The sequence below is a fragment of the Specibacter sp. BI4 genome (genome assembly GCF_056680095.1).
The window spans coordinates 4,050,188-4,063,692 of sequence record NZ_CM155265.1; the positions used below are offsets into that span (position 1 = coordinate 4,050,188).

General features: G+C 64.3%; 11 protein-coding genes. 4 read left to right on the top strand and 7 right to left on the bottom strand.

All coding sequences use genetic code 11. The annotated features are described in order from the left end of the window. Positions 1-19: 19 nt before the first annotated feature. The 7 genes from AC1L6K_RS18290 to AC1L6K_RS18320 form a co-directional block, all read right to left on the bottom strand. Positions 20-2,074 carry a dipeptide ABC transporter ATP-binding protein gene (locus tag AC1L6K_RS18290; protein WP_480952821.1) on the bottom strand — a complete coding sequence of 685 codons (2,055 nt, stop codon included), beginning with the start codon at positions 2,072-2,074 and terminating at the stop codon, positions 20-22. A gap of 115 nt (positions 2,075-2,189) precedes the next feature. Beyond that, positions 2,190-3,116: an ABC transporter permease gene (locus AC1L6K_RS18295; RefSeq protein WP_480950255.1), complete on the bottom strand. Its 927-nt coding sequence runs from the start codon at positions 3,114-3,116 to the stop codon at positions 2,190-2,192. 2 nt (positions 3,117-3,118) lie between these two features. Continuing rightward, positions 3,119-4,102, bottom strand: coding sequence for an ABC transporter permease (locus AC1L6K_RS18300; RefSeq protein WP_480950256.1), 984 nt, complete (start codon positions 4,100-4,102; stop codon positions 3,119-3,121). A 454-nt stretch (positions 4,103-4,556) separates the two neighbouring features. Beyond that, positions 4,557-5,390 (bottom strand): ABC transporter permease, encoded by an 834-nt coding sequence (locus AC1L6K_RS18305; protein ID WP_480950257.1) that lies wholly within the window; start codon positions 5,388-5,390, stop codon positions 4,557-4,559. 9 nt (positions 5,391-5,399) lie between these two features. Then, positions 5,400-6,338, bottom strand: a complete 939-nt coding sequence (locus AC1L6K_RS18310) for an ABC transporter permease (RefSeq protein ID WP_480950258.1) — start codon at positions 6,336-6,338, stop codon at positions 5,400-5,402. A 92-nt stretch (positions 6,339-6,430) separates the two neighbouring features. Beyond that, complete coding sequence (locus AC1L6K_RS18315; protein ID WP_480950259.1) at positions 6,431-7,603, bottom strand: ABC transporter substrate-binding protein; 1,173 nt, start codon at positions 7,601-7,603, stop codon at positions 6,431-6,433. Positions 7,604-7,659: 56 nt separating this feature from the next. Further along, entirely contained in the window at positions 7,660-8,760 is a 1,101-nt protein-coding gene (locus AC1L6K_RS18320) for an ABC transporter ATP-binding protein (protein WP_480950260.1), read from the bottom strand. 186 nt (positions 8,761-8,946) lie between these two features. Between AC1L6K_RS18320 and AC1L6K_RS18325 the strand changes: the two genes are divergently transcribed. The 4 genes from AC1L6K_RS18325 (at position 8,947) to AC1L6K_RS18340 (ending at position 13,498) form a co-directional block, all read left to right on the top strand. Then, the gene (locus AC1L6K_RS18325) at positions 8,947-9,705 is read left to right on the top strand and encodes a FadR/GntR family transcriptional regulator (RefSeq protein WP_480950261.1); all 759 of its coding nucleotides are present in this window, start codon (positions 8,947-8,949) and stop codon (positions 9,703-9,705) included. 23 nt (positions 9,706-9,728) lie between these two features. Beyond that, entirely contained in the window at positions 9,729-10,418 is a 690-nt protein-coding gene (locus AC1L6K_RS18330) for a cache domain-containing protein (protein WP_480950262.1), read from the top strand. 87 nt (positions 10,419-10,505) lie between these two features. Next, on the top strand, positions 10,506-12,311 hold the full coding sequence (locus tag AC1L6K_RS18335; protein WP_480950263.1) for a PspA/IM30 family protein: 1,806 nt from the start codon (positions 10,506-10,508) through the stop codon (positions 12,309-12,311). A gap of 59 nt (positions 12,312-12,370) precedes the next feature. After that, complete coding sequence (locus tag AC1L6K_RS18340; protein ID WP_480950264.1) at positions 12,371-13,498, top strand: thermonuclease family protein; 1,128 nt, start codon at positions 12,371-12,373, stop codon at positions 13,496-13,498. The last annotated feature ends 7 nt before the right edge of the window (positions 13,499-13,505 follow it).

Consider the following 13,505-nt stretch of genomic DNA (forward strand, 5'->3'; position numbering starts at 1 on the left):
GCTCATGGTGTCGCGGTGCTCATACTGTTCCCGAGGTCATGAGGTCTATGTGTTCGGCATGGTGGCATGCCACGAGGCTGCCGTCGACCGGACGTTCGCCGGGGTCGTCGTTGCGGCAGCGTTCCTGGCCGGCGGCATCCAGCAGCCGGTACAGCGGGCAGCGGGTGCGGAAGTTGCAGCCGGCGATGTCCTCCGTGGGGCTCGGCAGGTCGCCGTCGAGGATGATCCGGGTCCGGCTGCGCTCCACCGCCGGGTCCGGCACCGGTACCGCGGAGAGCAGCGCCCGCGTGTAGGGGTGCTGCGGGTTGTCGAAGATCTGCTCCGAGGGACCGCTTTCCACGATCCTGCCCAGGTACATGACGGCCACGGTGTCAGCGATTTGCCGCACAACCGCCAGGTCGTGGGCCACGAACAAATAAGACAGCCCAAGTTTTTCCTGCAGGTCCTGCAGCAGGTTGATGACGCCGGCCTGGATTGAGACGTCAAGGGCCGACACCGGCTCATCCAGCACCACGATCTTGGGGTCTGTGACAAGCGCGCGGGCAATGCCGATGCGCTGGCGCTGGCCGCCGGAGAATTCGTGCGGGTACCGGGACGCCATGGACGGGTCAAGTCCCACCAGCTCCAGCACATCCCTGACCTTCTGCAGCCGATCCTTTGCCGGAATGCCGTGGACTGTCAACGGCTCCGCCACAATTTCCTGGACCGGAAGCCGCGGATCCAGGGAGGCCATGGGGTCCTGGAACACCACCTGGATGTCCCGGCGCAAAGCCTTGCGTTCTCTGGCGGACAGCGTTGCCACATCACGGCCGTTGATCGTGACCTGCCCGGCCTGGGGCTTGCCGAGTTCCAGAATCTCCATGATGGTTGTCGACTTGCCGCAACCGGACTCGCCGACCAGGCCCAGCGTCTGGCCGGACCTGATGTCAAAGCTGACGCCGTCGACGGCCCGGACGGTGCCGATGGTGTGCTTGAACACCGAGCCCCTTGTCAGCGGGAAGTGGCGTTTGAGCGCAGCAACTTCCAGCACCCTTTCCGGGGCGACAGCGGCCCTTTCGGCGATGGCCACCGGCGTCGGCACCGGGTACAGTTCGGCCCGGTTGAGCCCGCCGCCGGCAATCTCAGCCACCCGCAGGCATGCCGAGGCGTTCAGCGGGTCGTCCCCAATGATTGTCAGCGGCGGCTCCGTGGTGCGGCAGGCGTCAATGGCCACCGGGCAGCGTGGCGCGAACGGGCAGCCGGGTGCCAGGTTGCTCAGCTGCGGCGGCCTTCCCTCCAGCGGCACCAGCCGGGTGTGCCCGGCCGTGGCCAGGTTCGGCATGGAGCGCAGCAGCCCGATGGTGTAGGGCATGGACGGGGCGCGGAACACCTGGTCCACTGTCCCGGTCTCCACGATCCGCCCCGCATACATGACGGCGAGCCTGTCGGCGTTGCCGGCCACAACACCCAAATCGTGGGTGATGAGCACCACCGCGGCGCCGGTCAGGTCCTTCGCCTTCTGCAACACCTCGAGGATCTGCGCCTGGATGGTGACATCCAACGCCGTCGTGGGTTCATCGGCGATGATCAGGCGGGGGTTGTTGGCAATGGCGATGGCAATCATGGCGCGCTGGCGCATGCCGCCGGAGAATTCATGCGGGAAGGCCTGGGCGCGGCGCTCCGGATTGGGGATGCCCACCACCTTCAGCAGTTCCACGGCCCGCGCATTGGCGGCCAGCTTCGAGAGCTTGCTGTCGTGCAGCTGCAGGGATTCGGCGATCTGCGACCCGATCGTGTAGACGGGGGTCAGTGCCGACAGCGGATCCTGGAAAATAATGGAAATGCCCTCGCCGCGCAGCTTGGACATCTCCCTGTCACTGCGGCCCAGCAGCGACTTGCCCTCGAAGAGGATGTCGCCAGTGACCTTCGCGGACGACGGCAGCAGCCCCATGACGGCCAGCGAGGAGACGGACTTTCCCGAGCCCGACTCCCCCACAATGCCCAGGAACTCGCCTTTGTCCACGTGGTAGCTGACGCCGCGGACAGCAGTGACAGCACCGCTGGGCTGCGGGAACGTGACGCTGAGGTCGCGCACCTCAAGCAGGTGCTTGGCCGGGTTCGACGGCGTGGGGCCGCGGCGTGCGCTGGTGCCGGCCGCCGGAGTGGCCGGCTTTCCGAGCTGAATCACTGTCGGTTTTTCGGTTAGCTTCTCAGTCACGGTTGACTCCGGAGGTTGGGTCGACGGCGTCGCGCAGGGCATCGCCGACAAGGCTGGCCGAAAGCACCGTAAATACGAGGATGGCGGCGGGGAAGATGAACAGCCACGGGCGGGTTGCCGCGGCACCCTGGCCTGCGGCCAGCAGTGTGCCCAGCGAGACGTCGGGGGCCTGGATGCCGAAGCCAAAGAAGCTCAGGGTGGACTCGCTCAGGATGGCGCCGCCAACTCCCAGCGTGGCGTCGATGATGAGCAGCGAGGACACGTTCGGCAGCACGTGCCGGCGGATGATGGTCCAGGTGTCAACACCCATGAACCGGGCCGCCTTGATGAAGTCACGTTCGCGAAGGGACCGTGTTTGGGCGCGGATCACCCTGGCCATGATCATCCAGCCAAAGCCTGCCAGCAGGAAAATCAAGGCCACCCAGGACAGCGACTTGAAGATGGGGCTGAGGAGGATGAACAGGAACAGGCTCGGCAGCACCAGCAGCAGGTCGATGACCCAGACGATGCCCCGGTCCCACCAGCCGCCCAGGTAGCCGGCAACGGCTCCGACGATGCCGGCAACAATGGCCGCCAGCGGTCCCACGAGCAGCCCGATGATCAGTGACTTGCGCAGCCCGACGATGGTTTGGGCGTAAATGTCCTCGCCAATGTCGCTCGTGCCGAACCAGTGCAGGCTTGTCGGGCTGGAGCCCATGTTGTACACGTCAAGGTCTGTGTAGTTCCAGGCATTGGGGGCCAGCCCAAAAATGGCCCACAGGATGATGGTGCCAAGACCGACGATGCCGACCCAGAAGCGCGGTGTGCTGCGCAGCCGGGACATCACCAGGCGGAAGCGGGAGACCGGCTTTTTGGAATGGACTATTTCGGGGTTGGCGGCGGCGGCGTCTGCGATCGGAATTTCCTCAAGCATCGACATGGCTACACCCTCACTCTCGGGTCGAGGGCTGCGTACACAATGTCGGCCAGCGTTCCGGCGATCAGGATCAAGATGGCGTTGAACAGGATCGCCCCGGTAAAGGCATTGATGTCACTTTGCGAAATGGCCTGGACAAGCATCTCGCCCATGCCGTGCCAGCTGAACACGAGCTCGGTGACGGCGGCACCGGCCAGGACTGTGGCGAAGGAGTAGGCAAAGTACGTGGACATGGGGATCAAGGCCACCCGGACGCCGTGGCGGACAAGCGCCGAACCGCGGGTGCGGCCCTTGGAGCGTGCGGTGCGGATGTAGTCCGCGGCCAGCACGTCCAGCATGGCGCTGCGCTGGTACCTGGAATATCCGGCGGCGCCCATGAGTGCCAGCGAAATGGTGGGCAGCAGCAGGTGTGCGGCACGGTCCCAGGATTGGACCCACCAGCCTCCGTCGAGCCCTGCGGTGTATTCGCCGGTGAAGTTGATCAGCTGGATGCCCAAAACGTTGTTGAGCGTGGTGGCCACGATCATCAACAAGATGCCCAGCACAAAGGAGGGGGTGGCAAGAATGGCGAAGGAGGCGTAGGAAATCGCCTGGTCGCTGAGCTTGTATTGGCGCACGGCACCCCATACGCCGATGGCGACGCCGACGAGTGCGGCGATGATGGTGCCCAGGATCAGCAGGCGCAGGCTTGTGCCCGCGCGGGCCGTCATCTCGGTGATGACGGAGGTGTTGTGGATGGTGTCGCCGAGGGAACCCTCGGTCACGAGCCGCACGATCCATGCCCAGAGCCGCTCAATCACGGGGGTGTTGGGGTTGACGCCCAGCTTGTCCAGGATGGCGTTGATGGTCTCATCGGAGGGCCGGGGATTTCTGCCCAGGTACCGGCTGGCGGGGTTCAGGATGAGGCTGGCCAAAACATATGCACTCAAGGTCGCGATGGCCGACAGGACCGCGTAATTGATGAATCGCTTTGCTATGAAGCCGATCAACGGATCAGCCTCCACAGCGCAGCGGAAGCGGCATCGCACCGACGACGCGCCATCCGCTGCTTGGGTGGGTGCAGTGGCATTTAATCATCCTTAAAGCTGGCTCGCTGGCATGGCCCTGGGTGACGGCCACGCGGCAGCGGGATTGTTCGTTTTCCCGGCGAAAAGGGGAAGTATGATCCCCGTCACGCATTGTCAAGCCAATGTACCCCAGGTCACACGAGAGCTTGATCCGCCAAAAGCAGCCACTGACCAAAAGGACTACCGCTCGGTAACATGCCTCGGTGCCGAGGACAGAAAAATGCGCGAAACCATGCGGTGTGGCGCCTTTCCGGAGCCGAAAAAATGTAACAAAAGCGTTACCTGTCCAAAAGGACAGGCCCCTCCCGGACAGGGGCTGCCGATGCCGCGACGCCTGCCCTACGTCCGGCATGCCTGTAGGGGACCGGCCGCCTGGTCAGGCGGCCGCCTTCTCCTTGGCCGCCTTGGGAACAACGGCACCGACCGAGTCGGCGGAGAGCCGCTGGGCCAGCCAGATTGGCACGATCGAGATGATGATCAAAACCACTGCCACAACGTTGACCACGGGAGCCTGGTTGGGGCGGAACAGGTTCTGCAGAATCCAGATCGGCAGCGTCGTGTCGCCCGCCCCGATGGTGAACGTGGTGACGATGATTTCGTCAAAGCTCAGCGCGAACGCCAGCAGTCCGCCGGCAAGCAGGGCTGAACGCAGCTGCGGGAACGTCACGAGCCAGAAAGTTGTGAAGAGCCCGGCACCCAAATCAGCGGATGCCTCTTCCAGCCGGGCGTTGGTGCGCCGCAGCCGGGCGATCACGTTGTTGAAAACGGTCACCATGCAGAACGTGGCGTGGGCGATGACCACCGTCCACATGCTCAACGGCACACCCAAGATTGTGGTGAACATGTTGTTCAAGGCGATGCCTGTGACGATGCCGGGAAGGGCGATGGGCAGGATGACAAGCAGGTTGACCACCTCGCGGCCAAAGAATTTGTACCGCTGCAGGGCCAGGGACAGCAGCGTCCCCAACACCAGGGAAATGACTGTGGAGACAACTGCCACCCACAAGGAGGTGACAAGCGCTTCGCGGACACCCACCGATTCGAAGGCCCGGCCCCACCATTCAAGGGTGAACCCCGTGGGCGGCCAGCCGAACGTCCGGTCCGCGTTGAAGGAGTTCACCACCACCAGCAGCAGCGGTGCGTAAATGAAGAGCAGGACCAGCCCGGTGATGACACCGAGGATGATTTTGGCACTCGTGGAAAGTCTCATGGCTGTCTCCTACAGGCTGTTCAGGGCGCCGGTGCGGCGGACCACGAAGAGGTAGATCATGATGATCACGATCGGGATCAGGGACACGGCCGAGGCAAACGGCAGGTTGTTGGCGGCTCCCACGTTGGCGTAGACCACAGTGCCGAGCATCTGCGTCTTGCCGCCGACGATCTGGGCCGTGATGTAATCGCCCAGGGACAGCGAGAAGGTGAAGATGGTGCCGGCAATGATGGAGGGAACCAGGATGGGCAGCATGATCATGCGCATGGTCTTCAACGGTTTGGCACCTAGATCGGAGGAAGCCTCCAGCAGGGAGTCGGGCACCTTTTCAAATCCGGCGTGGATAGGCAGGATCATGTAGGGCAGCCAAATGTAGGCCAGGGTCAGGATCACGGCGGTCTCGGAATAGCCGGGGCTCGAGGCCCCAATGGGGGCGCCCAGCCATTCCAGCAGGCCGCCGTCGGCCAAGACATTGCGCCAGGCATATGCCTTGACCAGGTAACTGGCCCAGAGCGGCATGAGCACGGCAATGACCAGGATCTTCTGCCACTTGGCCGTGGCCACCTTGGCGATGAAGAACGCGATCGGAATGGCGATGACCATGTCAATGGCTGTCACTGCCAGCGCAATCCAGATGGTGCGCAGGGTGATGATTTGGTACACGGGATCGGTGACAACCTGGATGATGTTGTCCAAGGTCCAGGTGGCGGAAACCTTGCCGGTAAACGTATCTACTGTCCAGAGTGCCGTGATGAGCAGGGCTGCGAGCGCAGCCACGTACACCAGGATGAGCCATCCTGCCGGAGCCGTCAGCAGCCCAGCGAGCCGGATCCGGGGTGCACGGCTGAGGAACGCTGACAGGGTGTTCTTCTTTGCCCGGGGTACGACGGCGTGCCCCGGCGGGATGCCAGGGTTCGGCTTGGTGCCGGGCGGCGTCTGTAGTGCCATGTCCTCTTACCTTTGATTCCTTGAGACTTGGGATGGCGTGTGCGGCGGGTTCGGGAACGGCCGCCGCACACACCGGACGGGGGAAGGGCGTGTCAGCCCTTGATTTCGGTCCAGGCCTTGGTCCATTCGGAGTAGTCAGTGCATTTGACGTCCGTGCGCCCGTCGATGCACTTCTCCACCGGTGTGGTCCAGTACCAGATCTTCTCGGCGTAGGCGGCGTCACCTGAGTGGTAGGTGGCGCAGTGTTCCTTGTCCTCCGTCAGGTCACAGGCCTTGGGGTTGGCCGGTGACTCACCGAAGTACTCGGCCACCTGGGCGTTGGCTGCGGGGCTGGCGATGTAGTCGAGCCATTTGTAGGCACAGTTGACGTTTTTGGTCTTGGAGCCGATCATCCAGGTGTCGGACCAGCCTGTTGCACCCTCTTCAGGCAGGACCGTCTCAACCGGGGCGCCGTCGGCCTTGGCAATGTTGGCGCCCACCTGCCAGGTGGTGCCGATGACCGAGGTGCCGGAGGCAAATGACTGCACTTCCTTCACCACGTCATTCCAGTACTCCCCAACGTGCTGGCGCTGGTCCTTCAGCAACGCCACGGCGGCGGCGAGCTGGTCGGCGTCCAAGGAGTACGGGTTCTCGATGTTCAGTTCCGGATTGTGCTTCATCAGGTAGAGGGCGGCGTCGGCGATGTAGATGGGTGAATCGTAGGCGGTGACCTTGCCGGTGTTGGCGGAGGCACCCTCAAACACCGAACCCCAGGAGGTGGGTGCCGGGCTGACCTTGTCCGTGCGGTACATCAGCAGGTTGGCACCCCAGCCGTGGGGCATGCCGTAGTTCTTGCCGTCCACCGTGTTCCAGGCCTGGTCCTTCAGGAACGGGTACACGTCAGGGTAGTTCTTCAACAGCGACATGTTGACGGGCTGCACATCCCCGCCGGCCACCAGGCGCAGTGAGGCGTCGCCTGAGGCGGAGATGACATCGTACTGGCCTGTGCGCATGAGGGTCACGGCCTCGTCCGAGGTGCCGAAGGGTTTGAAATTGACCTTGCAGCCGGTGTCCCCGGTGAACTCGGAAACCCAGTCAACGTTGGGATCGTTGCTGCCGTCCTCCACATAGCCGGGCCAGGCGAGGATGGAAAGCTGGCCCTCCCCCTCCCCGATGGATTCGGCCAGCTTGTTCGTGTCGCCGCCGGAGGAGGTGCCACAGGCTGCCAGCGCCAATGCTGCAGCAGCCAGGGTGCCGATGACCTTGAGAGTATTTTTCGTTGCCACGGTCTTGCTCCTTAATGTCTGAAAATTGAAGTCGGAAAGTTGGATTGCCTGCTTGCTCAGGCCGCGTCAGGGAGCCAGACGGCATTGTTGTCCGCCCAGCTCACCGCCACGTTTTTGCCCACCAGGGCTTGTTCGCCCGGGAGGTCGGTGTCCACCAGAACGACGACGGCAGGGCCGCCCTCGAGCGCCACCCTGACCTGCGTTGCGTGCCCCACATAGACCAGTGAGGTGACGGTCCCGCGGAGGGAGGTGACGCCGTCGTTCCTGATTCCGGTGTCAAGGCCGTCCCAGTGCACCGTGAGCCGCTCGGGCCGAAGCACAAACTGGCTGTTCCTGCCGTAAAGCGTTGCTGCCACGTCCGTGCCGAAGAGGTTGGAGGTGCCAACGAAATTGGCCACAAACGCTCCTGTGGGGCGCTGGTAGATCTCGTGGGCCGTCCCGATCTGGGCCAGCCTGCCGTTGTTGAACACGCCAATGCGGTCGCTCATGGTGAGGGCTTCCTCCTGGTCGTGCGTGACGAAGATGAAGGTGATGCCCAGCGAGCGCTGCAGTTCCTTGAGTTCGATCTGCATTTGCTGGCGGAGCTTCAAGTCAAGTGCGCCGAGAGGTTCATCCAGCAGCAACACCTTGGGTTCGACGACGAGTGCCCGGGCCAGCGCCACGCGCTGGCGCTGTCCACCGGAAAGCTGGGAGGGCTTGCGCGAAATGAACGTGCCGAGCTGGACGCGTTCCAGCGCCTCAACGGCCCGTTCGCGCCGTTCGACCTTGCCCATGCCGCGCACCCGCAGCCCGTACGCCACGTTGTCCACGAGCGACATGTGCGGGAACAGCGCGTAGTCCTGAAATACGGTGTTGACGTCACGCTGAAACGGGGCCTTGCCGCTGACGTCCTGCCCCTCAAGCTCGATGGTGCCCGAGGTGGGCAGGTCGAAGCCGGCGATGAGCCGCAGCACCGTGGTCTTGCCCGAACCGGAGGGTCCGAGCATGGAGAAGAACTCACCCTGGCGGATGTCCAGGTCCACACCGTCAACAGCCCTGGTTTCACCAAAGCCCTTGGTGCCAAAAGTTTTGGTGAGGTTGCGCAGCCGGATGGCGGGGACCTCCGCGACGGCGTCCCCCACGGTGCCCCGGGAACGGGAGGAGGTACTTGGGCTCATGGTGCACGCCTTTCATTTTCTGGTCAGGGACAGTACTTCCGCACTGTGATGTGGGACACAATGCGGTGATGTTGATAAATACTATTACTTAATATGATTTATGTATAGTCCGCCGGGGAAATCGCCGGTACGATGATTCAAACGCCGTAAAATTGTCCTCCCCTGCTACCCGGGAAGCTGGTATCCGTGTCCCTGTCCCCACTCGGCGCCTCCCGCAGCCTGGCCGCCGTGTTCACTCCCATCAAGTCCGGCGGGCTGGTTGACGAGGTGTGCAGGCGCATTGAACTTGCCGTGGAATCCGGGCTGCTGACCAGCGGGCAGCGACTCCCCAACGAGGTTGAGCTGGCTGCCGCACTTGGCGTTTCGGCAGTGACGGCCCGCGAGGCGCTGTCGCAATTGCGCGGGCAGGGCTTGATCAGAACAGTGCGCGGCCGCAGCGGAGGCAGCTTCGTCACTGAGAACTCCTTCCCCTCGGCCGTGCGGGCCAGGGAGACCCTGCAAAACCTGACACGGCTGCAAATAACCGATCTGGGCCTGCATTTGCAGGCGATTGCCGTGGCCTGTGCGGGGGTCGCCGCCAAACGCTCAAGCGTTGAGGACATCGAATCGCTCCGGGCCTACATCCGCCCCGAAACGAAGCCGGGCGAAACTGCCACGGCGTTTGCGTGGCGTTTGAACTCTGCCGAATTTTTGCTGGAGATCGCCTCGGTTGCGCGGTCCGCCAGGCTGGCCAGGGAACTGCTGCGCCTGCAGGAAGCCGTGGGCACCATGACCTTGCTGCCCTTCGAAGATCCGGGGTTTTGTGAGAAAACAGCAATATTGAGCGGGGCCATCACCCAGGCCATCGCCGCCCACGATTCCGTGGCAGCTGAAGAGCGCACCAAGGAATTGACCACTTCCACCACCAATTGGCTGCTGGCAGAACACTCCCGCAGCGACAACTGAACCACGCTCAGTAAGGCATCCTTATGAACGCCAACGACGCAGCGCACATGACAGCAGGAGTTGAGGAACTCGCAGCCTTGATTGCAGGCTTGGAAGAAAAGCTGGCCGGGTGGGCGGATTCCACCAGCAGCTGGCTTGGTTCCCCCGGGAAGATCACCGGTACCGGAATCGACAAGTTCATCCGACCCACTGTTGTGCAGTTCCTGCGCGAGCCGGGCTCGATGATGGCCGGCGCCGGGTTCGTCGCAGCGGCCGGACTGCTGGGTGCGGACAGAAGCTTCATCGCCTGGTGGCAGGGCGAAGACATGGAACGCGTTGACGCACTGGCGAATTTCAGCCCGCAGTCAATGAGCCGCTACGTCAAGGCCGAGTGGTTCAAGGTCCCCATGGCGACGGGCCAGCCCCACGTCACCGGCCCCTACATCGACCTGCTCTGCACCGACGAATACGTACTGACCTTCACCCATCCCATTTTCAGGGAGGGTGTGCTTGCCGGCGTGGTCGGACTGGATGTCACGGCGCAATCCCTGGAACGGGCGACCCTGGGCATCCTGCGGGGAATCGGACCCAACGCCGTCCTCGTCAATGCGGGCGGGCGCAGCATAGTCAGCGCCTGTGCAGACGTGGACGCCGGGGATGTCGTGGCTGCCGCCGAAGGCGCGCGGGAATTCGCAGTGGGCCGCCAGTTCAAGATCTATACAGCCACCGCGTAACGTTGGCCTGCCGCAGCAGGCAGCCGCTTCCCGGAGGTAGGGTAAGTCACTAACACGATCTGGCAGGACCGATGGGAAGGAGCAAGCATGCCTGCGCAAAAGAACAGGAACAAGCTCCCCCTGCCGGCGGAACCCGCTGCGCCGGCCCACGCTGTCCGCCGAAAGAGCGGCAGCGCCCTGGCCCGGATGCTGGTTGACCCGCAACGGTCACACACCGTCGTCGTTGTTTCCTACATCCCGGAGGACCCCCTGCGCATCGACGCGCAGCGGGTTGCCGCCGTCGTCGGTGCCGGCGCCCAGGTGTTTGAAGTGGCCAACGGCGTCGAAACGCACCAGCTGGAACGGGGGCTGCCTGCGCGCCTGCAAATATTTGGCACCGGCGCCCGCGTCTATCCGCACGGGGACCGTTGGACGGCCAGGATGACGCGGCCGCACGTTCCCCGGCGCGCATCCCAACTGGCGGCCCTGTACGAGACCCTGGAATGCGAGGTCGTGGCTGCTGAGCAGTTCGATCCAGCCCCGCAGCCCGCCACTGCGCCCATCCCCGTCGTTGCCGAGGCAGTGGTCAGGGGCTTCCTCGCCGGCGGACGGGCCCTGCTGGAGCTTGTGCCGGGCGGCGACAAGGCAGTCATCCGCAGCGAGGACCTCCTGCCGGGGATCCCGCTCGACTGGCTGGTCAGCAAGGGCCAGACGCTCACCGGCACCCTTGACCCGGCCAGCCACGTCCTCGACATCAAGGAACTCCTGCTCCCCCACGCCTCGCCCGTCACCAAATACAGCAACGGCGACGTGGCACTGGCCCGGGTCAAGTCCGTCTGCCCCTCGCACGCCACAGTCCACCTCTGGCCCGGCAGCGACTTCCGCATCGGCGTGGAACGCATTTCCTCCAACGACCTGGATTCCGCCGAGGACCTGCTGACGGAGGGCGAGGTCGTGCGCGTGCGGGTCCTCTATGACCACGGCGCCGTCCGCCTGTCCATGCTTGACGTGGACGACGACGAACCGGCAGTCCCAGCCCCGCCGCTCCTGCGCGGCGGCCCGCCCTGGCTGGCCAGCGACAGGCCCTACGCCAGCCTCTTCACGCCCGGTTCCCCCGTTGCCCCACAAGCCCCGGACGATCCCGGCGCTGCCGGCGAAGGCGAGCTGTCCGGCGTCGAACTTCCCGGAAAGGAAGAGCTGCTCAGCCCGGCCCAGCGGCGCACCGCCCTGCAAAGCACCCAAATGCAGCTGGTTTCGGCGCGGCGCACCATTGCTGATTTGATGGCGGCGGCAAGGAAGCAGGGCGCCACTGACGAGGTGGCCCGGGCGCTGCAGGACCAACTGGAGGATGAGCGCCGCGGTGCCGCCGAATTGGCGCGGCTGCTCAACACCGCCGAACACCAGCTTGAGGCGCTCCGGGACGATCTCACGAAGACCAAGTCCGCGCTGGTGCAGCTGCGGCAACAACGGCGGTCGACGACGTCGCGCTCTGAACTCGTGTCGGAGACGCTGTTTTTGGATGCTGCCGAACAATTCGGCTTTGATCTGCGGCTGGCCTGGGCACAGGCTGTTCCCGCCGGGGACAAGGCCACCCACCCGCTCGGAAGGTACACCTGCAGCCCGCATTTCCTGACGTCGTGGGCCGTCCTGACCGAACAACAGCGCGTCAAGGCCCTGCGCGCCGTGGTCGACCTGGTCGCCAACAGGACGGGGCCGCTGCGCCGGCGCGAACCGCATGTGCTCAGGCTCAATGACGGCGCCCAGGCCGGGCCCACAATGCGCGGCGGCGACGTGTGCATGCGCCTCTATGTGGAGCAGGGAACGGCCGGGGCGCTGCGCCTGCACTACTGGAAGCTGCGCTCGCGTGGTTTTGAGCTGCATGAGGTTGTCCCGCACGACGTGGTGAAGCCGTAAACTGGTCTGTCATCGAGCCGCCAAAGGCGGTTCCCGGGACTTGAGGAGTGGATCCTGCGATGGCAGCATCCTTTCGTTTTTCCGCCGGCAAATTGCTGCTCGGCATGGGGTTGGCTGCGGCCCTGATTGTTGGCACCACGGCTTGCACCGAGGAGAATTCGGCTGCCGCAACGGTCGTCTCCGTGACGGACGGGGACACCCTGGTGGCCACCGTGGACGGCGAGAACCAAAACATCCGGCTGCTGAACATCGACGCCCCGGAAACCAAGGATCCCAACGAGCCGGTGGAATGCCTCGGCCCTGAAGCCGGAGACTTCCTCAAGGAGCTGCTTCCCGCCGGCACCAAGATCACGCTCCAGTACGACGTCGAACGGACGGACAAGTACGACCGCACCCTGGCCGCTGTGTTCACCTCCGATGACACCTTTGTCAGCGCCGAAATCGCGCGGGCAGGGCTCGGCACCGCTGTGTCCTTCGGGAAGAACACCAAGTTCCTGCCGCGGGTGCAGGAAGCGGAAGACGGGGCGAAGGCCGGGGCACGGGGCATCCACGGCCAAGACGTTGACTGCACCTTGCCCGCACAGATCGCCGCTGCCACCGCGGCGTTGGAGGCCGCCACGGCGACTGGTGCGGCTGCCGGTGGTGCTGGTGGTGCGTTTGGGACGGCTGCGGCTGCAGGCGTCGCAGTTGCGGCCGCGGCTGCGGCGGTTTCGGCAGCAAAGTCACTCCTGTCGGTGCTCAAGGCCGGGACGTCAGGCACTGACATTGTCCGCTGGTCGGCCTTCGACGCCGGTGAGCTGGCACTGCAAGTCAGCCGTCTTTCGGCCAATATTGAGGACGGCGAAAGCAACCTCGCCGCGTTGCAGAAAGCAGAATCAGCGCTGACAAAGGCCGAGGCCGACGCCGTGAAAAAGGCGGCAGCGGACGCCAAGGCCAAGGAAGAAGCCGTCGCAGCGAAGGCTGCAGCTGAGGCTAAAGCGGCGGCTGCGCAGGCCCAAGCGGAAGCAGCTGAAGCGGAACGCATTCGCAATCTGCCTCCCGTCTACGTCCCTCCAGCCCCTGCACCGTATGAGCCACCAGCTCCGGCGCCGTACGAGCCACCGGTGCAGGACTCCGGCGGCGACTACCCCGGATACACTGGTCCTCGTTGCTACTTGCCCGGGGGAAAGACATATCGGCCGTGCTAGGGCTGAT